Genomic DNA, 19164 nt, shown 5'->3' on the forward strand with positions numbered 1-19164 from the left:
CGTTGGTCGGGGTCACTATTTATTTAGATTATTTTGCTTGCCGTCCGACACTGTTTGCACCGATATACAACCCAGCATTCGAATAGACTCATACTTTGCTTTAATACTGCCCGGAGAGACGGCCGATGACGAGTGACAGCAAGATCGACATCCTAGGACTGACTGCGCATATCGTCAGCGCTTATGTAGAGAACAACAAGGTTCCCGCCACCGGATTGCCGGAACTGATCGCCAGCGTCAACGCATCGATCCTGGCGCTCAACCAGCCTGTCGAAGCGCCGGTCGAGGTGCAACAGCCTGCCGTGAACCCCAAGCGTTCGGTCCTCCCCGACTACATCGTCTGCCTGGAGGACGGGAAGAAGTTCAAGTCGTTGAAGCGCCATCTTGCAGTCCACTTCGGACTGACGCCGGAGGAATATCGCGCCAAGTGGGGCTTGCCTGCCGACTATCCGATGGTGGCGCCGAACTATGCTGCCGCGCGTTCGGCACTGGCAAAGTCCCTTGGTCTTGGACGCAAGGCAGCCGCAGTTCCGGCCAAGGCACGCGGCCGCGCCAAAAAGGCTTGATTTCCGAACTCTGAAAAGCGCTCCGGGCTGCACCGGGGCGCTTTGATCACGACGCGGCGAACACGTCCGCCGAATAGCGCAGCTCGCGCATCGGGCGCACACGCTGCGTGGTCCTGTCGTAGAGCGGATGCGCCTTGTAGGCTGCAAGTGCCGCCTGGTCGGCGAACTCTGCATAAACGACGATGTCGATCTCGTCACAAAGCGGATCGACCTTTGTATTGACCGTCACTTCGAAAACGGTGGAATGCGGAATTCCGCCGAGCGCCGACAACTCCTCGCGGATCGTCTCGACGTCCTGTTTCTGCCGCGCACTGAAGAACACGATGTGCCGGATCAAGCGACAATTCCTTCTGCTGCTTTGCTCGCGCCTTTTGGGTCGGCTTTCGACCGGCGTCAATCCGGCAAAGTGTTGCGGACCGCAAAACAACGCAGACGGACAGGGCCTCATGGCGATTCGCGCAGCGATGCTCAGCCGGTGACCATCCGCACCACGCGATGTACCTCCGTCACAGTCGTGCCGATCGCGTTGCCGTGGTTGTATAAAACGTCCCAGACCAGGAACAAGGTGCCGCACATTATCACGATCACATAGCGCATCGTGTGCCCTCCCCGAGGCTCGCAGCCTCCGGAATGATGATAGTTCGCCCTCAATCCTTCGTGAAGCGTTAGGCCGCGCTAATACGCAAGTTTCCGCCAGCATCTGGACCTGTCAGTCCTCGTCGGACGTCTTCCTCCCCTGGCACATAAGCGCTTGCCAGATGTCACTTGAAGTTCGCGCTTTTGGCGGTGAAGATCACGGCGGGAATTTACCGTGGCGCGCGAAAGTCTTGGCGGAAGCAGGTCAAGTCTACCGCAATGCCAAGCGGGGGGCGCGACCGGCAACGCGCCCAACGGACATGCCTGGACACGAGCCCGAAGACGCCGGCACGGGCAGCAGAGCTTGGGACGTCGAGATGGCCCAGAGGATACCGGACGAATCAATCGAGCGTGGAGTAACGCGGCTCCACGAAGGCAATATCAGGGATGTAGCGCGTGGCCTGCCGGCGCGGGTACGCATGGCACTGTCGGCCGCCCTGCATCTGCCACGCGGCACGCTCACGGTTAGGATGCCTGACGGCCGCGCCATCCTGATTGGCGGCAAGGCACCCGGACCGGAAGCCGAGATCGTGCTGCACAACTGGAACCTGCCGGCACGGGCCTTCAGCGGCGGCACGATCGGTGTCGCCGAATCCTACATGGACGGTGATTGGGAGAGCCCGGACGTCACCAGCTTCCTGGAACTGTTCGTGGTCAACACAGAGGCGGGAGAAGGTGTTGCCGGCGGCACCAACTGGCTGCTCACGACCATCCAGCGGATACGGCACTGGCTCAACGAGAACACCCGCACCGGCTCGAAACGCAACATTTCCGCCCACTACGACCTCGGCAATGCCTTCTACAGCCAGTGGCTCGACCCAACGATGACCTATTCCTCGGGCCTCTACGCCACAGGTGCCAACGATCTGGCCGGCGCGCAGACCGAAAAATATCGGGCACTGGCACGCGACACGGGCATCGGCCCCAACGACCACGTGCTCGAGATCGGCAGCGGCTGGGGCGGCTTCGCCGAGTTTGCAGCGCGCGAAATCGGATGCAGGGTGACAGGCCTGACAATCAGCAGCGAGCAATTCGACTTCGCCAGCAAACGCATCCACGATGCCGGACTGGCCGAAAAAGTCGACTTCAAGCTGCAGGACTATCGCGACGAAACCGGCGCCTACGACCGTATCGCCTCGATCGAGATGTTCGAGGCGGTCGGCGAAAAATACTGGCCTGCCTTCTTCGCCAAGATGAAGCAGTGCCTGCCATCGGGCGGCACCGCTGGGCTGCAAATCATCACCATCAACGAGGCGGCTTATCCGCTTTACCGCAAGCGGCCCGATTTCATCCAGCGCTACGTCTTTCCCGGTGGCATGCTGCCGACACCGACGCTGTTGAAGTCGCTGGGGGCCGAGCACGGGCTCGACTATCTGCGCGAGCGCGTCTTTCCGCAGGATTATGCCCGGACACTTGCCGAATGGCGTGGCCGCTTCTGGTCGTCCTGGGAGCGCATCGTGCCTCTTGGCTTCGACGAGCGGTTCAAGAAGCTTTGGGAGTTTTATCTCCATTATTGCGAGGCCGGATTCCGTGCCGAGTACATCGACGTCAGGCAGGTGGTCTACAAAGCGTAGGTGCGCTTATGCCTCGGGCAAGCAAGGCGGCGACCTGTGCTGTTCACCTTTGCCTGGGTCTCGATTTCCGGTGTTGCTTTGCTTGTTCGGCTCAAGCATCCGCGATACTTTTCCTGCTTGGTGTCTTCGCTCTCGGCATATCCGAGACCTGAACTCCGATTAATTCTTGAAATAGTCTTCAATTCGCGCATTTCCGCCGTGAAAATGCCTGTTCGCTCCTCAGTATCATTGCCTCGGTCGAGGCAACGGAGGGACTTCCTGGCATGCGCAAGCGAAATATTTTTTTGCTCGTGGCCGTAACGGCCACTGGAGCCATCTACCTCAACAACACGTCGCTGCTCTCGGGCCGAGCATCCGGAAAGCCTGTAGTGCTGGCCCATCGCGGTTTGTCACAAGAGTTCGACAGTGCCGGCCTGGAGCGCGACACGTGCACCGCCGAGCGCATGCGTCCGCCGCGGCACGATTATCTCGAAAACACCCTCCGTTCGATGAAGGCGGCATTCGAGCGTGGCGCCGATGTGCTCGAGTTCGACATCCACCCAACGACCGACGGCAAGTTCGCGGTGTTCCACGATTGGACCGTGGACTGCCGCACTGAGGGTGCAGGCGAGACGCGGTCGCACTCGATGGCCGACCTCAAGAAGCTCGACGTCGGCTACGGCTACACGGCAGACGGTGGCAAGACTTATCCCTTTCGCGGCCAGGGCGTCGGCCTGATGCCGACGCTCGACGAGGTTTTGGCCGAATTTCCGGACAAGCGCTTCCACATCAACGTCAAGAGCAACGATCCCAGGGAGGGCAAACGGCTCGCAGCATTCATCGCAACCTTGCCGCCCAGCCGCCAGGACGACCTGTCGGTCCTTGGCGGCGACCGGCCGGTGCAGGTGGTCAAGCAGGCCTTGCCAGACGTCAGGACGCTGTCGAAGGAGTCCCTGAAGCGCTGCCTGATTCGCTACCAGGCGCTTGGCTGGAGTGGCTACGTGCCTGACCATTGCCGCAACGGGGCAATGCTGTTGCCGGCGAACTTTGCACCATGGTTGTGGGGCTGGCCGAACCGGTTCCTGGACCGGATGGCAGCGAGCGGCACCGAAGTCTTCCTCATCACGCCCTATTATGGCAGCGGCTTCTCGGAAGGCATGAACGACCCCGAGTTGATCGACGCACTACCCGCGGGCTATTCCGGCGGCATCTCGACCGACGCGCTCGACATGATCGCTCCAGCCCTCCACCGGCGGGCGCTCTGAATTCACAAAAACAAGGGCAGCTGGATCGCTCCAGCCGCCCTCCCATCCGCCAAATCTCAAAGCGTGATGCGGTACTTGGCAAAGCCGTCCGCGCCCTCGCCTGCCGGCTCGATCTTGACCGCCTTGACCTCTGCGAGGTGATCCTTGGCCTTGGGTCCGGTCTCGAAGATTACCGATGCCCCCTCGACAGGCGCGAACGACCAGTTGGAATCGGCCGAGGGGTTGATCGTGCCCTGCTCGACAATGTAGCGCACGATCACGTCGCGGTTGGTGTCAGGCGCCTCGAACACCAGCTTCGACGCGTTGATCTCAGGGAAATTGCCGCCGCCGCCGGCCCGGTAATTGTTCGAGGCGACGACGAATTTCGCTGCCGGATCAATTGGCTTGCCGTCAAACATCAGGTCGACGATGCGGTTCGACGCAGCATTCAGGACGGCACCCTTGGGGTCGTATTTCGGTGGCTGCGCAAGATCGATCCTGTAGGTCACGCCGTCGATGACGTCGAAATTGTATGACGGGAAATCGGGATTGATCAGCACCTGGTCGACCTTGCCCGGCGTGACCTGGTTGAAGATGCCAGCCGACATCTCCAGCCATTCCTTGACCTGAGCGCCTGTGATAGCCACCGCCTGCACTGTGTTGGGGTAGAGATAGAGGTCGGCGACGTTCTTGATCGCAACGTCGCCAACCGGCACGTCGGTGTAATAATCCGGCCCGCCTCGTCCGCCCGATTTGAAGGGTGCCGCCGCCGATAGCACCGGCAGGTCCTTGTGCTCGGTCTCCTTCAGCATGTCCTTGATGTACCAGACCTGCGCCTGGCTCACGATCTGCACCGAAGGATCGTCGGCGACGAGAGCAAAGTAGGAGTATAGGGGCGCCGAGGTCTTGCCAACCGGCGTCCGCACATAGGCGAGCGTCGCCTCATGCTCTTCCTTGGCCGCAGCCTCCACCTCCGCATTGCTCTCGACGGTCGGCACCATCTTCTTGTCGACGCGCTTGGCGATCGGGCGCGCCTCGCTGGTCGAGCTCACGACCTTCCAGGCGTTGCCATCGCGCTCGATCAGCAGGTCGATCAGGCCGAGATGCGAGCCCCAGAAGCCGCCCATGACGCCGGGCTTGCCGTTGATCGTGCCCTTGGCATTGTCGAGCCCCTCGACGCCGTCGAACTTCGGCCCGGGGAAATCGAGGTGGCTATGGCCGGTGACGATGGCATCGATACCATCGACGCCGGCGAGCAGGATCGAGGCATTTTCGAGGTTTTCCCCGGCTTGCGGCGTGCCCATGCCGGAATGCGAAAGCGCCACGATGATCTCGGCCCCCTCCTCCTTCATCTGCGGCACCCAGGCCTCGGCCGCCTTGACGATGTCGCGGGTCATCGCCTTGCCGTTGAGATGCCGGGAATCCCAGGTCATCACCTGCGGCGGCACGAAGCCGATCAGGCCGATGCGTATCGGGTGCTCGGCGCCGGCGCCGTCCTTCACCTTCTTGTCCAGGATCACGTAAGGCTTGAGGAACAGCTCGTCCTTGGCGGCATCGGCGGCGAGTTGGCCCTTGGTCAGGTTGGCGCAGACGACGGGGAAGTTCGCTCCGGCCAGCACCTTGAACATGTAGTCGAGGCCGTAATTGAACTCGTGGTTGCCGAGTGTCGAGCAATCATAGCCCAGCGCATTCATCGCCTTGATGATGGGATGGACGTCGCCATCCTTCATGCCGCGCTGATAGGCCATATAGTCGCCCATCGGATTGCCCTGCAGGAAGTCGCCATTGTCGACCAGGATCGAGTTGCTGGCTTCGGCGCGGATGGCATCGATGATCGATGCGGTGCGGGCGACGCCCATCGTGTCGTTTGGCTTGTCGGCGTAGTAGTCGTAGGGAAACACGTGGACGTGCAGATCGGTGGTTTCCATGATGCGCAAATGCGCCTGGTTGGCCTGCGCGCGCGCCGAGAACGGATGCAGCATCACAAGCGCACTCGCCGCGGCGGAACCCGCGAGAAAGGAACGGCGAGATATGGGGTGAAGCATGTTGGACATTTTCATTCTCCAGGGAAATGAACTGACAGTATTTAGCCGGCGTCCGAAAGATCAAATCTTGCGCCAAAATTCGTCCGAGTCCAGCCGAGTCGCGTGACAGCCCCGCGACAAGCTTCGGGAAATGGATTGAGCCAGCGGATGCCGGCGCTTCGGCCGACTGCCGCTCCAACCAGTCAGGCCAGGTCCGGCCGGATGCCCATGACGGTGCGGTCGACGATCTCGCGCAGGGCGAAGGACGAATTGATCTTGGTGACGTGCGGCATGGCCGAGAGCCATTCCTTGTGAATGCGCTCATAGTCCGGCAGGTCGCGGGCAGCGATGCGCAGGATGTAGTCGTATTCGCCCGACATCAGATGGCAGGACAGGATATTGGGGCAGCGTTTCACCGCCACCTCGAAGTCGGACAGCGTCTTTTCGAACTGCCCGGACAGCGAGATATGCACGATCACCGTCATCTGGTGACCGAGGGCCGTGTTGGAAAGCCGAGCGTGATAACCAGCGATGACGCCCGACTTTTCGAGGTTATCGAGGCGACGGGAACAGGCGGATTGCGAGAGGCCGACCTTCTCGGCAAGCGCAGCATTGGGCAGGCGCCCATCCTTCTGCAAGGCATCCAGAATGGCGATATCGATCCTGTCCAACGGCATTTTTCGAATTTCCTTCGAGAATGATGCCTATTTATGCAAGGATTATCGACCTCAACCTTTACGCGCAACTCATTTCGCAAACATATTCGGAACGATTCGTGATTGACTTCGTCAATAAAGAACAATGGCCGAAATGGCTGCGGAGGAGCATAAAATGCGCGTAGGTTGCCCGAAGGAAATCAAAAACCACGAATACCGCGTCGGGCTCACTCCCGGCTCGGTACGTGAGTATGTCGCCCACGGCCACGAAGTGCTGGTCGAGACGGGCGCCGGCGCAGGCATCGGCGCCGACGACAATGCCTACCGCGCCGCAGGCGCCCAGATCGCCAAGACCGCCGAGGAAGTGTTCACGCGCTCCGACATGATCGTCAAGGTCAAGGAGCCGCAGCCGCACGAATGGGTGCAACTGCGCGACAGCCAGATCCTCTACACCTATCTCCACCTCGCGCCGGATCCGGATCAGACCAAAGGCCTGATGGCCTCCGGCGTTACGGCGGTCGCCTATGAAACGGTCACTGACGAGCGCGGCGGCCTGCCGCTGCTGGCGCCGATGTCGGAAGTCGCCGGGCGACTGGCGATCCAGGCGGGAGCGACAGCGCTGCAAAAAGCCTATGGCGGTCGCGGCGTGCTGCTCGGAGGCGTGCCCGGTGTGCTTCCGGGCAAGGTCGCGGTCATCGGCGGGGGCGTGGTCGGCCTTCATGCCGCGCGCATGGCCGCCGGTCTCGGCGCCGACGTCAGCATCATCGACCGATCGATCCCGCGCCTGCGCCAGCTCGACGACATTTTCGGCGGACGTGTCCACACGCGCTATTCTACGGTCGAAGCGCTCGAGGAAGAGTGCTTCTCGGCCGATCTCATCATCGGTGCGGTGCTCATTCCCGGTGCCGCCGCGCCAAAGCTGGTCAGCCGCGAAATGCTGTCGGGCATGAAGAAGGGTGCAGTCCTCGTCGATGTCGCCATCGACCAGGGTGGCTGCTTCGAGACCTCGCATGCGACCACCCATGCCGACCCGACCTACGAGGTCGACGGCATCATCCATTACTGCGTCGCCAACATGCCGGGGGCGGTGCCCGTGACTTCGGCCCACGCGCTCAACAACGCCACGCTGCACTATGGCCTGGCGCTCGCCGACCGCGGGCTCAAGGCCATTGCTGACGAGCCGCATCTGCGCAACGGGTTGAACATCCACCGCGGTCGGATCACCAACCGCGCGGTCGCCGAAGCGCTCGGCTACGAGGTGACTGAAGCAAAGTCGGCACTGGCCGCGTGATTCGCCAGGAGTAGTCCGTCGGGCCCGCTCCATTGGTGCGGCGGGCTCGACTTGCTTTTCACCTCGCCTATCTTCGCTCGACTTTGCCTATTCAGTGCGAATTCTCGGGTGCACCACTCGCTAATCTCTCAGTGTGACAAATTAGTTGCAGCATAGACAGCCCCAACGTGCCATATAGCCGATTATTGGTAGTGGGGTAATGTAATGCACTTTGGAAAGACTTTCGCAGCACTCCTGCTGGGGGCCGCTTCGGCTGCTGCAATCAACTCGGCATCGCATGCTGCGGATGCAGTGTCGGCAGAATCGCCGGCGGCCTTCAACTGGAGCGGCATCTATGTCGGCTTCGGCGGCGGTGTCGGGGCGGCGCTCAACGGGCTTGGCTTCGCCGGCGCTGATCTGAATGCCCTTGGCGGCGATGGCGTCTACGGAGAACTCACCGTGGGCTATGACCATATGCTCACCGACCGCCTTCTGATCGGCGCCTTCGCAGACGCTCGCTTTGGGAATGTCGGAAGCAACTTCTTCTTGCCCCCGGATAGCTCGATTGAGGGCAAATATGGTTTCGATGGCGGCTTCCGCCTTGGATATCTGGTAACCCCCACTACTCTGGGCTTCGTTTCTGCAGGCTACAGCTGGCAGCACTTCGAACTGACGGGAATCGGGGCTTCCCTGGACTGGAACGCCGATGGCTATTTTGCGGGGGCCGGCATTGAGACAGTGCTGACCGGCAATTGGACCCTAAAGTCTGAGTATCGTTACGCAAATTACGGGACTGCGAACCCGTTTGACGCGCCCGGACTTCTTGATGTCGATAGCTCGACACATACCTTTACGGTTGCCGCAAACTATCGTTTCGGTGGCCAAAACGGCGAAACCTCAGCTATTGAAGCACAGGCCTACAATTGGACTGGCTTCTATGTCGGCGGCGCAATTGGCGCCGGCGCCATGGTGAACGAAGAGATCAGTCTTGGCCTGCCCTTTGCTGTTAGCGGCGACGGTGTCTTTGCCGAGGCCAGCATTGGCTATGATCACGAATTCGGTGAGCACTGGGTTCTTGGTGCTCTCGTTGATGGCCGCATCTCCGGAATTTCAAGCAAAAGTGACTTTGGGGGTTCGGGCTTTGAGTTCAAGTCAGATTACGGCTTTGATGTCCTGGCACGTGGCGGTGTAAAGCTATCTGCGACTACGCTCGCTTACGCTCTCGTCGGCTACAGCTGGCAGCATTTCAAGGCGGAGCCGTACGGTGCCGGAGCGCCTCCAAGTCTCACCGACAGTTCGAGTGGATTTGTGGTCGGCGCGGGCCTTGAGGCAGCATTGACCGACAAGACTGCCCTCAACCTCGAATATCGATACGCCAAATACGGCAACGTGGACTTCGGAACCGGTGCCAGCAATGGTATTGAGCCAGACTTCCACACTATCCGCGTCGGCGCGAAGTACAAGTTCAACTAAGCGCATTCTTAATCATGATCCGAAGCCCGTCGCAGCAATGCGGCGGGCTTTTTTTTCATGGCACTCAGTCAGGCATCTGCGTCGGATGTGCCTACCAACTCGATCCGGCACTGATAGCAATTGTTCCTTGCCGAGCGCATGTGGACATAGGCGACGTCCGGCCGCGCAAGCAATTCTCCTGCCTTGCCGACGATCTCGGGCGTCGGCGTCACCGCGCCGGTGCCGTAGACGATGCGGTCGTCACTGCTGTAGCCGCGCAGGATGTAGTCCCGCGTCCGGGTGAAAAGCTCCGGCAATTCGTCGGCCTCTTCTGCCCGCGTACACGCCTCGGCATGCAGGAAGATCGGGCCGGTTTCGGCATAGGGCTGCAACTCGGGGAACGGCCGGTAGGCAAGCACGAGATAAGCCTCGCCCTCACCCACATTGCCGAGGCAATGGCGGCACGGCACGCCGTCGCCGTCCGAAATCTTGCGTTCGGGTTTCATGCCATATGCATCGGGCGCGCCACGCTGAAGCGCGCGCACCGCATCGGTAGGAAGAGCCTGGAAACGGATGGTCATGGCGGCAATCCTCGTTGGACATCGGCCGCAACCTATGGTTCCTAAACCGTCGTGCCCACCCGATTTACGCTGCCAACGCGCCAACAGTCCGAGAACGAAAAAGCCCGGCTCTCGCGAACCGGGCTCATCGAACTGTCCTAGCAAGTGCTAGCGGATGAAGGCGTCGTAGCGGCGCAGCGTGACGCGGCGGTTGCGCCAGTTCTCGTTCTGGGTCGGCACCAGCAGGAACTCCTCGCCATAACCGACCGTCTCCAGGGCATAGCGCGGAATGCCGAACTCACGCACCAGCGTCTGCTTCAGCGATGCGGCGCGGCGCTCGGATAGCGCCTGGTTCGACGCAAACGAACCGACGGCATCGGTGTGCCCCTCGATCAGCACGCGGGCACCGGGGTCGCGGCGCAGAATGCGCTCGAGCGCGTTGGCGATGTTCTCCACCTTGCCGTATTGCGAATAGGGAACCTCGGCCGAGCCAAAGGCGAAGTTGATCGACTGGATGTCGATCGACGGGGCCATGCGGCGCAGATCGGGGCGGCGCTTGAATTCGCGCACGGTCACGCGCTGGTTGGGCCTGAGCTTCGTCGTCGGCGCTGCCTGAAGCTGGCGCTCGATCTGCGACGCCGAAGGCGTCGTCGCCTGCGCGGCAGCGAAAGAAGGCGCGGCAAGTACGGCGATCAGCGCGGCAGCAAGCGTACGGCGGTTCAACATCTTCAATTCTCCTTGCACGTCGACCAGATGGTCAGATCCGATGGGCTGGAAAATGCCAGAAGCAACCTGAAGAAGCGATGAACGGACGGTTCAGCCTGGGTTGTATGCGTTCACGGCCGCATGACGCTCGCCGAACGTTCGGCAAAGGTCATGGTCCGCACCGTCTCGGTCTTCTGCGCGACCGGCGAAAAACCCATCTTCTGGTAGAGCGGAAGAGCTGCCGGATGGTCGAGCGTGCAGGTCTGCACCGTCACCTTGTTCGGGCGATATGACCACGCGGCAGCGATCGCGGCACCAAGGAACCAGCGTCCGATGCCCTGCCCCATGGCATGGTCCATCATGCCGAAATAGGCGAGTTCGACCTCGTCGGGCAGATGCGGCTTGAGATCGAGGAAGCCGGCCGGCGCGCCATCGAGATAGAGCACGCGAATGTCGCGGTCCTCGCGATGCAGCCCGGCGGCAAGTTCTTCGTCATCGAGCCGGAGGATGTTGACCCAATGCCATTTGCGGCCGACCCGATCGGCGAGATAGCGGTAGTAATGCAGCGGTATGTTTCGGGTCCTGAGCAGCGCTATCTGGCGATTGACCGGCAGCGGCGGCGTGTAGGCCGGCGGCACGTGCATCTCCAGAAACGTGACCGTGACCTCGATATTCTCGCTGCGGTCCGCGGCCATGTTCATGCTTTTCCCGTCACCACAGGCGTGTCGGACATGCCGCCCCACTCGGTCCACGAGCCGTCGTAAAGCCTGACGTCGCCATGGCCGAGCGATTGCAGCGCAAGCGCGATGACGGCAGCCGTGACGCCAGAACCGCAGGACGTGACCACCGGCTTGGACAGGTCGATGCCAGCCGCTTCGAGCGTCGCCTGCAGGCGGTCGAGCGGCAACAGTTCGCCGTTCTCGGACAGCGTCCCCGAAGGTACGCTGCGAGCGCCCGGCATATGGCCCGAGCGCAGGCCAGCCCGCGGCTCCGGGTCGGTGCCCTCGAAACGTCCCGCGGAACGCGCATCGGCGACCTGGGCGCTGCCGGTGTCGACGATCTTGCGCATCTCGGCGAGCGAAACGACCTTGGACGCGTCATAGTCGACGTGGAAGACGCCCGGAGCGGTCTTGGTCGGCTCGGCGGTCACCGGCCGGCCTGCAGCCTTCCAGCGCTCGAAACCGCCGTCCAGGATATAGACCTGGAACACGCCCATGATGCGGAACATCCACCAGACGCGCGGCGCGGCCATGAAACCGGGTCCGTCGTAGACCACGATGGTGTCGTCAGCCGAAATGCCCATCGAACCGGCAAAGCGGGCGAAAAGGGATGGCGATGGCAGCGTATGCGGCAAGGTCGAATCCGGATCGACGACCAGGTCCTGGTCGAAGAACACCGCCCCCGGGATGTGGGCGGCATCGTATTCGGCCCGCGCATCGCGCTTCTGCGCCGGCATGTACCAGGAGGCGTCGACGATCGACAGTCCGGGCGTGCCCAGCCGCTTTTCCAGCCAATCCGCATCGATGACGAAAGCGCTTTTGTCGCTCATGGCAGTCTCCGGTTCAGTTGGAAGGCATCGCGCCGAAGCGGATGCGGAAGCGGCGGTTCTCGCGCCCCTTCTTCTCGATCTTGCCGATATGGATCTCGCCGATTTCGGCCGTGCCGGCAACATGGGTTCCGCCGCAGGGCTGGCTGTCGATCGAGGCGTTGTCGCCGATGCAGACCAGCCTGATCTTGCCGGTGCCGGAAGGCGGCCGAACGTTCTTCGACTTCACCAGCGTCGGATTTGCCGCGAGTTCGTCATCGGAGATCCACCTGTTGTAGATCGGGTGGTTGGCGCGGACGAGTTCCATCATCTGGGACGTGACGTCTTCCTTGGTGAAGCCGGCGTCGGGAATGTCGAAGTCGACGCGCGAGTCCTCCTCGCTGACCGACGCCCCGGTTATCGGATATGGGCACACCACGGTCAGCAGATGGCAGGCGGCGTGCATGCGCATCAAAAGGTGCCGGCGCGGCCAGTCGATCGAAAGCTTCAGGCGTTCGCCGATTTCCGGCACGGCCTGCTCCAGCCCCGGAACATGGATGATCTCGTCCTTGGTCTCGCCGGCAATCGTGGCAGCAACCGAGATGTTGCTGCCGTCGCCGCGCCTCAAAAGACCGGTATCGCCGGGCTGGCCGCCCGACGTGGCATAAAAGATGGTCCGGTCAAGAATGATGCCGCCGCGGTCGTTGATGCCGACCACGGTCGCCTCGGTCTCGCGCAGATAAGCATCGTCGCGAAAGACCGCCTGGGTCGAAAATGCCATCATGCCACCTCGAACGGAACCGCGATATTGGGCTCGCTCTCCATCCAATCGGGAACGGGCAGGTTCTTGCTGCGCAGGAAATCCGGATTGAACAGCTTGGATTGATAACGCGTGCCGAAATCCGCAAGTACGGTCACAATGGTATGGCCCGGTCCGAGTTCCCGCGCCAGGCGCATCGCCCCAGCGATGTTGATGCCTGTGGAGCCGCCGACGCAGATGCCCTCTTCCTGGATCAGGTTGAAAACGATGGGCAGCGCCTCTTCGTCGGGGATCTGGAAGGAGAAGTCCGGCGAGAAGCCGTCGAGATTGGCGGTGATGCGCCCCTGGCCGATGCCTTCGGTGATCGAACTGCCCTCGGCCTTCAGTTCGCCTGTCGTGTAGTAGCTGTACAGGGATGCGCCCAGCGGATCGGCGAGCGCGATCTTAACCGCATGGCGCTTGGCCTTGAGGCCGATAGCCACGCCGGCCAACGTGCCGCCGGTGCCGACTGCCGAAACGAACGCGTCAACCTTGCCGCCGGTCTGCTGCCAGATCTCTTCCGCCGTCGTGCGGATGTGGCCTTCACGGTTGGCAACATTGTCGAACTGGTTGGCCCAGATCGCCCCATTGGGGTCGGACCTGGCCAATTGTTCGGCAAGCCGGCCGGAAACCTTCACGTAGTTGTTCGGGTTCTTGTAGGGAACGGCAGGAACCTCGATCAGTTCGGCGCCGAGCAAGCGAAGGGCGTCCTTCTTTTCCTGGCTCTGGGTGTCGGGAATGACGATTACCGTGCGGTAGCCGAGTGCCTTGGCGACGACGGTCAGACCGATGCCGGTATTGCCGGCAGTACCTTCGACGATCACCCCGCCGGGCCGGAGCAGACCGCGCTGCTCGGCGTCACGGATGATGAACAGACCGGCGCGATCCTTGACCGACTGGCCGGGGTTCATGAACTCGGCCTTGCCGAGGATTTCGCAACCCGTTTCCTCCGAGGCCCGCTTGAGCCGGATCAAAGGCGTGTTGCCGATGGCATCGATCACCGAGCGCATGAAGATTCCTTCCTAATTCGCCGACGAACCCTAGAAATGTGAGGCCGCGCTTTCAAGGGATGAAATTCTCTGGCCCATTGCATCTTGGCGTCAAACGGGACGCAACCCTGCAATATGACGGCAATTGGCATAGGAGGGCGGCTCAGGGCAAAACGGACTTCCCATCGACGCGCCGCCTCGCTAGAGCATCAGCAGGCAGCTTCGAGGGGGATGGGGTGAGCACATATCGGGCGGACCCGCGCGATGGGGTCGCATGGATCACCGGTGGCAGCACCGGAATCGGTCGTTCGGTCGCGCGCCTGCTGGCCAAGGAGGGCTACACGGTCGCCGTGACCGTACGCCCCAATGATCCGATCGACACGCTGATCGAAGAGACCCAGGGCATGACCGGCCGGGTCCTGTCCTTTCCGTCCGACGTGACCGACGAGGCCGGCATGGCCGCCGCCGTGGCAGCGATCGAGGCACAGGCAGGACCGATCGTGCTGGCCATCTTCAACGCCGGCGCCTACATGCCGGTGACCGGCGACAATCTTCGATTGGAGACCTTCCGACAGAGCTTTGCGGTCAACGTCTTTGGCGTCCTCAACGGCCTGGTGCCGGTTGTCGAGCGCATGCGCAACCGCGGTCGCGGGCACGTCGTGATCATGGGATCGATCAGCGCCTATTTCGGCTGGCCAACCACGGCTGCCTATGGCGCCACCAAGGCTGCGGTCAACATCATCGCCGAGGCGCTGAAGTTCGACTTCGACAAGATGAACATCCGCACGCAGGTGATGAACCCGGGTTTCGTCGCCACGCCGCTGACGGAGAAAAGCGCGTTCTCCATGCCGGCGATGATGGCAGTCGACGCTGCAGCCGAGCGGATTTGCAAGGCAATGCGCAAGAGCGGCTTCGAGGTTACGTTCCCGCGGCGCCTGACATGGGGCATGAAGCTCCTTTTCCTGCTGCCGCGGCCTTTTCGCGAGATGGCGCTGCGTGCCTCTACGCGATGGAAGAGAGTGCCTCTCATCTATCTCAGACGATCAAGCTACGACTGAAGCTCAGCTTCGGCAGCAGCTTCGGGTTTGGCGTCACGCGCCCAGAGGTAGACGACAATCGCAGCCCCGAGCATCACAACGTAGAACCAGAACAGCGCCTGATATGACGCAGTCGGATCGCCCGGCACGGAACTTGCCGTGACCACGGCACCGGTTGCAAACTGCATTGCGCCCACGCCGCCAATGGAGAAGAAGTTCATCAGCGTCACGCCGCGTCCGATCAGATGCGGCGGCAGAAAGGCGCGCGCGTGCGCCATCAGCAGGCCATAGCTGCCGCCGGTCAGGCCGATGATGACGAAGACGACCGTAACGGTGGTCAGATCGGATACGACATTGAGCGCGAGATAGAGGATCGCCGCGAGGCCAATGGTATTTCCAACCACCGCAACCCACTTCCTGGTACGGAACATCGTGTCGAGGGGACCATAGACGAAGGCGCCAGCGACCATGGCCAAGGCCATGAAAAACGTCACCTGCCCGATCATCAAAGCATCCGCGCCATAGACATCGACGAGATAGGGCCCTGACCACAGGCCCCTGATGCCGGTTGTCGGCGCATAATTGATCGCGGTGAGCGGGATGATCGGCCACAGGACCCGCATGCGCAACAGTGCGAGATAGCCGCCAAAGCCAGTGGCATCGCCGTCCACGCCATCAGGAGATTTCGGGTCGCGCACAAGCGCCAGCACCGCGAGGGCGGCCAACATGGTGATGACCCCGAGCCCGGCCATGACTGGCCGCCAGCCGAATGCCTCGGCGGCCTGGGCCAACGGCGCGGCACCGATGACGTTACCGGCCGTACCGAATGCGACCATCCAGGAGGCAAGCACGGCAAAACGCGCGATCGAAAATGTGCGGGCGAAGATGAACAGCGACGACATCAACACCGGGGCGCAGCCGATGCCGATCATCGCCATCGCGGCAATCACCATCCAGGGCGCAGTGGCCGAGGCAAAAAACAGCGCGCCGCCCCCGCCACCGAACAAAAGCAGCGTCGAGGCCGTGCGCCGCGGACCAAAGCGATCGAGCGAAACGCCGATGGCAAATTGCGCCAGGGCGAAGGCGATGAAGAAGGCTCCCGAGGCGAAGGACAATTGCGCCTTGGTGGCGCCGAGATCGGCGGTGAGCGCCGGCGTCAGCACGGCCATGAACGAGCGGTAGAACTGCGACAGCACATAGGCGATTGCGAGCGTCGCTATCCCGGCCATGCAGACCCCTCAAACGAAAGGGCGGCCGAAGCACCGCCCCGACCGCCCTAACCTATTCATGCCACATCAGCAAATGGACCAGGCAGGCCCGATCTGCTGCACAGCTTATGCTGCGCGCGTGTTCGGCTTGCGCGCGCCGAAGCGGCGCTTGCCACCCTTGGGTGCATTTCCATTCGGACGATCGCCCTTCGGCTTGCCGCCATTGTTTCCGCGCGGGCGCTGACCGCTGGGCCGGCGTTCCTCGCGATCACCGCGGTCGTTGGCTGGCACGAAGCTGCGCGGCTCGCCGGCCGGACGTGCCGGATCCGGTTCGCCAAGATGGTCGGCATCAATGGTCAGCTTCATGCGGATGATGCGCTCGACCTGCCTCAGCTTCGAGTTTTCCGAGGGATCGACCAACGTGACCGCAACGCCGTTAGCGCCATTACGGCCGGTACGGCCGATACGGTGGACGTAGCTTTCGGCTTCGTCAGGCAGGTCGAAGTTCACGACGTGGCTGATGCCGGGCACGTCGATGCCGCGTGCTGCGATATCGGTGGCAACGAGGATGCGGACCTTGCCGGCGCGGAAGCCGTTGAGCGCGGCCTGTCGCGCATTCTGCGACTTGTTGCCGTGGATGACGGCGGCGGGAAAGCCGTCGCGATCCAGATCCTTCACGACACGGTCGGCGCCATGCTTGGTGCGGGCGAAGACCAGGACCGAGGTCATGGCGTCATCGGCCAGCATCTTGGCCAGGATCTGACGCTTCTGCTTGGTGCGCGCAAGGATGATGCTCTGGCGGATTTCGGCCGCGGTCGTGCTCTGCGGCGCAACTTCGACGCGAATCGGATCCTTGAGCAGGCCCTGCGCCAATTCAGCGATCTCAGCCGGCATGGTTGCCGAAAACAGGGCGGTCTGACGGTTGCGCGCGGTCGCCTTGGCGATGCGCTTGACGTCGTTGATGAAGCCCATGTCGAGCATGCGGTCGGCCTCGTCGAGGACCAGCCACTGGGTGTCGGCCAACACGAGGTCGCCTTCACGGACGAGGTCGGTCAGGCGGCCGGGCGTGGCAATCAGCACGTCGACGCCCGGAGCGATTTTCTTGACCTGCGAGAAACGCGACACGCCGCCGAGGACCAGCGCGGTCGAAACATGCGCACCCTTGGCGAGGATCTTGATGGTGTCTTCGATCTGCACGGCGAGCTCGCGCGTCGGCGCCAGGATCAGCGCACGCGCCGTCTTGGGCCGGCGCTTGGTGCCGAGCGCCATGATCTTATGCAGGATCGGCAGCGAGAAGGCTGCGGTCTTGCCGGAACCGGTCTGGGCGATGCCGAGGATGTCGCGGCCGGCCAGCTGCGCCGGGATCGACTCGATCTGGATCGGCTTGGGCTCAGTGAATCCGGCCATCTGGGTGGCCTTGAGCAGCGCGCCGGTAATGCCGAGTTTGGCGAAGCCGTTCAGCTCCGCATTGATTTCATTCGTCAATATCTTCTTCTTTCGTGCGACGGCTTTCCCGTCACAAACAACAATGGCGGCAGGGCGCAACCTGCCGGCCCGAATCTCGTGTGAAACGACAAGGCGGCGGACGCGTGTCCGCTCGGCTGCGCTGTCGTGCCCGCTGGCCTCATGCCGCGGGTCTATTCCGCCACCTTCCGTTGCCGGAAAGGGAGAAAACAGACGCAACCAGTCTCTCTGGGGAGAAAGCCGTAAGCCCGGCCCAAGCGCCTATGACGCCGCATATGGATCATTTGGCTCGAAATAGCAAGCCCACCATGCTGCGGTGCAACATCGCGGCACTTATTTTCCCGCCGCTTGATCTGCTTCAGGCGGCGCCGACCACCTCGTTGTAAGTGTCAAGATCGACGTAGAATATCCTGGTGATCGCTAGGACCAGTTCGTCCCCCCAATAGCCGTGCGATTTCAGGATGCTGACTGCGGTGAGTATGTCGACCGGCTCGGTCAGACGCCTCTTCATGCTTTCCTCGACAAACTGTTCCATCGGCTGTCCCTTCGTCCGATTGCACACACGCAATGAACTCAGACCAGAACTCCCCATCAGGGTATGGAACATCGCTTGCGCGGAACTTGCCAGGGCGCCGGCGGCTCCATTCATAGATCGGGATGACGCGGGAAAGTTGGCCGACTCACAAGGCCGGAGCCATGCTACCACAGGCCGGTGGCAGCGCTACCGCTGGGGCGTACCCGCCTCCGCCGGGATAGCAACGTCGAGTGCAAGCCGCACCATGTCGGTGAAGAGCTCCTGCCGCTCGGACGTGTCCGTCTGCTCGTCGGTAACGAGGCTGTCCACCACGGTGCAGATCGACAGGGCCTTGGCATGGAAGCGGGCGGCGACCGTGTAGAGCAGGCTGGTCTCCATATCGACCGCCAATGCGCCATGGGCGCGGACCCCGGCAAAGCGTCCAAGCACATCGGGGTGGTAGAAAACATCGCTCGAAGCGGTCTGGCCGACATGATGGTCCAGACCCAGCTCGGTGGCGCGCTGTGCCGCGCGGCGCAAAAGATCGAAGTCGGCGCTCGGCGCGTAGCTGTAGAAGCCGAACAGCTGCCGGTTGACGGCGCCGTCATTGCTCGACGATTGCGAGATGACCAGGCTGCGCAGCCTGACGTGCTCGGCCAACCCGCCGCATGTGCCGACGCGGATCAAAGTCCTGGCGCCATAGGTCTCCAGAAGTTCGTGCGCATAGATGGCCATCGATGGCGCGCCGATGCCGGTGGTCTGGACGCTTATCGGAACGCCACGGAACCTGCCGGTGTAGCCGAGGGCGCCGCGCACCCGGTTCACGCACATGACGTCGTCTAGGAAAGTTGCGGCAATCCACTCCGACCGCTGCGGATCGCCGGCCAATAGCACCGTTTCAGCGTAGTCACCGCGCCTTGCTTCGTTGTGCGGCGTAGTCTGCATTGGTCACCCCCGACGAC

20 protein-coding genes are annotated in these 19164 nt (G+C 62.1%); 6 read left to right on the forward strand and 14 right to left on the reverse strand.

Annotation, left to right across the window (positions count from 1 at the left end; translation table 11 throughout):
* Nucleotides 1-125: 125 nt before the first annotated feature.
* Complete coding sequence (locus O1Y97_RS16770; protein ID WP_108608214.1) at nucleotides 126-566, forward strand: MucR family transcriptional regulator; 441 nt, start codon at nucleotides 126-128, stop codon at nucleotides 564-566.
* A gap of 46 nt (nucleotides 567-612) precedes the next feature.
* Here O1Y97_RS16770 and O1Y97_RS16775 read toward each other — a convergent pair whose 3' ends face one another.
* A complete protein-coding gene (locus O1Y97_RS16775) occupies nucleotides 613-903 on the reverse strand; it encodes a Dabb family protein (RefSeq protein ID WP_318761743.1) in 291 nt (96 codons plus the stop codon).
* Nucleotides 904-1034: 131 nt separating this feature from the next.
* A complete protein-coding gene (locus tag O1Y97_RS16780) occupies nucleotides 1035-1163 on the reverse strand; it encodes a hypothetical protein (RefSeq protein ID WP_318761744.1) in 129 nt (42 codons plus the stop codon).
* Between the two features lie 356 nt (nucleotides 1164-1519).
* Here O1Y97_RS16780 and O1Y97_RS16785 point away from each other — a divergent pair, with 356 nt between their 5' ends.
* Together O1Y97_RS16785 and O1Y97_RS16790 are read left to right on the forward strand one after the other, a co-directional pair.
* Nucleotides 1520-2776 (forward strand): SAM-dependent methyltransferase, encoded by a 1257-nt coding sequence (locus tag O1Y97_RS16785; RefSeq protein WP_318761745.1) that lies wholly within the window; start codon nucleotides 1520-1522, stop codon nucleotides 2774-2776.
* Between the two features lie 263 nt (nucleotides 2777-3039).
* Nucleotides 3040-4020 (forward strand): glycerophosphodiester phosphodiesterase family protein, encoded by a 981-nt coding sequence (locus O1Y97_RS16790; RefSeq protein ID WP_318761746.1) that lies wholly within the window; start codon nucleotides 3040-3042, stop codon nucleotides 4018-4020.
* Between the two features lie 56 nt (nucleotides 4021-4076).
* On the opposite strand, the gene O1Y97_RS16795 is transcribed toward O1Y97_RS16790, so the two are convergent.
* The gene (locus tag O1Y97_RS16795; RefSeq protein WP_318761747.1) at nucleotides 4077-6053 is read right to left on the reverse strand and encodes a bifunctional 2',3'-cyclic-nucleotide 2'-phosphodiesterase/3'-nucleotidase; all 1977 of its coding nucleotides are present in this window, start codon (nucleotides 6051-6053) and stop codon (nucleotides 4077-4079) included.
* Between the two features lie 173 nt (nucleotides 6054-6226).
* Nucleotides 6227-6700 (reverse strand): Lrp/AsnC family transcriptional regulator, encoded by a 474-nt coding sequence (locus O1Y97_RS16800; RefSeq protein ID WP_108608218.1) that lies wholly within the window; start codon nucleotides 6698-6700, stop codon nucleotides 6227-6229.
* Nucleotides 6701-6854: 154 nt separating this feature from the next.
* Between O1Y97_RS16800 and ald the strand changes: the two genes are divergently transcribed.
* Together ald and O1Y97_RS16810 are read left to right on the forward strand one after the other, a co-directional pair.
* Entirely contained in the window at nucleotides 6855-7970 is a 1116-nt protein-coding gene (gene ald / locus O1Y97_RS16805) for an alanine dehydrogenase (RefSeq protein ID WP_108608219.1), read from the forward strand.
* A 204-nt stretch (nucleotides 7971-8174) separates the two neighbouring features.
* Nucleotides 8175-9422, forward strand: a complete 1248-nt coding sequence (locus O1Y97_RS16810; RefSeq protein WP_318761748.1) for an outer membrane protein — start codon at nucleotides 8175-8177, stop codon at nucleotides 9420-9422.
* Nucleotides 9423-9490: 68 nt separating this feature from the next.
* Here O1Y97_RS16810 and O1Y97_RS16815 read toward each other — a convergent pair whose 3' ends face one another.
* The 6 genes from O1Y97_RS16815 to O1Y97_RS16840 form a co-directional block, all read right to left on the reverse strand.
* On the reverse strand, nucleotides 9491-9982 hold the full coding sequence (locus O1Y97_RS16815; RefSeq protein ID WP_318761749.1) for a DUF1203 domain-containing protein: 492 nt from the start codon (nucleotides 9980-9982) through the stop codon (nucleotides 9491-9493).
* A gap of 147 nt (nucleotides 9983-10129) precedes the next feature.
* Complete coding sequence (locus O1Y97_RS16820; protein ID WP_318761750.1) at nucleotides 10130-10687, reverse strand: OmpA family protein; 558 nt, start codon at nucleotides 10685-10687, stop codon at nucleotides 10130-10132.
* Between the two features lie 110 nt (nucleotides 10688-10797).
* Entirely contained in the window at nucleotides 10798-11361 is a 564-nt protein-coding gene (locus O1Y97_RS16825; RefSeq protein ID WP_108609910.1) for a GNAT family N-acetyltransferase, read from the reverse strand.
* Between the two features lie 2 nt (nucleotides 11362-11363).
* Entirely contained in the window at nucleotides 11364-12215 is an 852-nt protein-coding gene (sseA, locus tag O1Y97_RS16830) for a 3-mercaptopyruvate sulfurtransferase (RefSeq protein ID WP_318761751.1), read from the reverse strand.
* Nucleotides 12216-12228: 13 nt separating this feature from the next.
* Entirely contained in the window at nucleotides 12229-12972 is a 744-nt protein-coding gene (locus O1Y97_RS16835; protein WP_318764229.1) for an alanyl-tRNA editing protein, read from the reverse strand.
* Nucleotides 12972-14000 carry a cysteine synthase A gene (locus O1Y97_RS16840; RefSeq protein WP_318761752.1) on the reverse strand — a complete coding sequence of 343 codons (1029 nt, stop codon included), beginning with the start codon at nucleotides 13998-14000 and terminating at the stop codon, nucleotides 12972-12974. Before O1Y97_RS16840 ends, O1Y97_RS16835 begins: the two co-directional genes overlap by 1 nt.
* Nucleotides 14001-14215: 215 nt before the next feature.
* Between O1Y97_RS16840 and O1Y97_RS16845 the strand changes: the two genes are divergently transcribed.
* On the forward strand, nucleotides 14216-15037 hold the full coding sequence (locus tag O1Y97_RS16845) for an SDR family NAD(P)-dependent oxidoreductase (RefSeq protein ID WP_108608226.1): 822 nt from the start codon (nucleotides 14216-14218) through the stop codon (nucleotides 15035-15037).
* On the opposite strand, the gene O1Y97_RS16850 is transcribed toward O1Y97_RS16845, so the two are convergent.
* The 4 genes from O1Y97_RS16850 to deoD all read right to left on the reverse strand — a co-directional run bounded on the left by O1Y97_RS16850 (nucleotide 15028) and on the right by deoD (nucleotide 19147).
* Nucleotides 15028-16245, reverse strand: a complete 1218-nt coding sequence (locus O1Y97_RS16850) for an MFS transporter (protein ID WP_318761753.1) — start codon at nucleotides 16243-16245, stop codon at nucleotides 15028-15030. The genes O1Y97_RS16845 and O1Y97_RS16850 overlap by 10 nt on opposite strands.
* A 105-nt stretch (nucleotides 16246-16350) precedes the next feature.
* The gene (locus O1Y97_RS16855; protein WP_183261301.1) at nucleotides 16351-17709 is read right to left on the reverse strand and encodes a DEAD/DEAH box helicase; all 1359 of its coding nucleotides are present in this window, start codon (nucleotides 17707-17709) and stop codon (nucleotides 16351-16353) included.
* A gap of 337 nt (nucleotides 17710-18046) precedes the next feature.
* Nucleotides 18047-18199, reverse strand: coding sequence for a hypothetical protein (locus O1Y97_RS16860; RefSeq protein ID WP_183262411.1), 153 nt, complete (start codon nucleotides 18197-18199; stop codon nucleotides 18047-18049).
* A 210-nt stretch (nucleotides 18200-18409) separates the two neighbouring features.
* Nucleotides 18410-19147 carry a purine-nucleoside phosphorylase gene (gene deoD, locus O1Y97_RS16865; RefSeq protein ID WP_318761754.1) on the reverse strand — a complete coding sequence of 246 codons (738 nt, stop codon included), beginning with the start codon at nucleotides 19145-19147 and terminating at the stop codon, nucleotides 18410-18412.
* Nucleotides 19148-19164: the final 17 nt, after the last annotated feature.

The sequence above is a fragment of the Aminobacter niigataensis genome (genome assembly GCF_946995915.1).
GTDB lineage: Bacteria > Pseudomonadota > Alphaproteobacteria > Rhizobiales > Rhizobiaceae > Aminobacter > Aminobacter niigataensis.

Excerpts from the sequence above, each read along its gene's own strand:
- O1Y97_RS16770 (WP_108608214.1), top strand. The coding sequence starts at position 126 with ATGACGAGTGACAGCAAGATCGACATCCTAGGACTGACTGCGCATATC.
- O1Y97_RS16780 (WP_318761744.1), bottom strand. The coding sequence starts at position 1,163 with ATGCGCTATGTGATCGTGATAATGTGCGGCACCTTGTTCCTGGTCTGG.
- O1Y97_RS16785 (WP_318761745.1), top strand. The coding sequence starts at position 1,520 with ATGGCCCAGAGGATACCGGACGAATCAATCGAGCGTGGAGTAACGCGG.
- O1Y97_RS16790 (WP_318761746.1), top strand. The coding sequence starts at position 3,040 with ATGCGCAAGCGAAATATTTTTTTGCTCGTGGCCGTAACGGCCACTGGA.
- O1Y97_RS16795 (WP_318761747.1), bottom strand. The coding sequence starts at position 6,053 with ATGTCCAACATGCTTCACCCCATATCTCGCCGTTCCTTTCTCGCGGGT.
- O1Y97_RS16800 (WP_108608218.1), bottom strand. The coding sequence starts at position 6,700 with ATGCCGTTGGACAGGATCGATATCGCCATTCTGGATGCCTTGCAGAAG.
- ald (WP_108608219.1), top strand. The coding sequence starts at position 6,855 with ATGCGCGTAGGTTGCCCGAAGGAAATCAAAAACCACGAATACCGCGTC.
- O1Y97_RS16810 (WP_318761748.1), top strand. The coding sequence starts at position 8,175 with ATGCACTTTGGAAAGACTTTCGCAGCACTCCTGCTGGGGGCCGCTTCG.
- O1Y97_RS16815 (WP_318761749.1), bottom strand. The coding sequence starts at position 9,982 with ATGACCATCCGTTTCCAGGCTCTTCCTACCGATGCGGTGCGCGCGCTT.
- O1Y97_RS16820 (WP_318761750.1), bottom strand. The coding sequence starts at position 10,687 with ATGTTGAACCGCCGTACGCTTGCTGCCGCGCTGATCGCCGTACTTGCC.
- O1Y97_RS16825 (WP_108609910.1), bottom strand. The coding sequence starts at position 11,361 with ATGGCCGCGGACCGCAGCGAGAATATCGAGGTCACGGTCACGTTTCTG.
- sseA (WP_318761751.1), bottom strand. The coding sequence starts at position 12,215 with ATGAGCGACAAAAGCGCTTTCGTCATCGATGCGGATTGGCTGGAAAAG.
- O1Y97_RS16835 (WP_318764229.1), bottom strand. The coding sequence starts at position 12,972 with ATGGCATTTTCGACCCAGGCGGTCTTTCGCGACGATGCTTATCTGCGC.
- O1Y97_RS16840 (WP_318761752.1), bottom strand. The coding sequence starts at position 14,000 with ATGCGCTCGGTGATCGATGCCATCGGCAACACGCCTTTGATCCGGCTC.
- O1Y97_RS16850 (WP_318761753.1), bottom strand. The coding sequence starts at position 16,245 with ATGGCCGGGATAGCGACGCTCGCAATCGCCTATGTGCTGTCGCAGTTC.
- O1Y97_RS16860 (WP_183262411.1), bottom strand. The coding sequence starts at position 18,199 with ATGAAGAGGCGTCTGACCGAGCCGGTCGACATACTCACCGCAGTCAGC.
- deoD (WP_318761754.1), bottom strand. The coding sequence starts at position 19,147 with ATGCAGACTACGCCGCACAACGAAGCAAGGCGCGGTGACTACGCTGAA.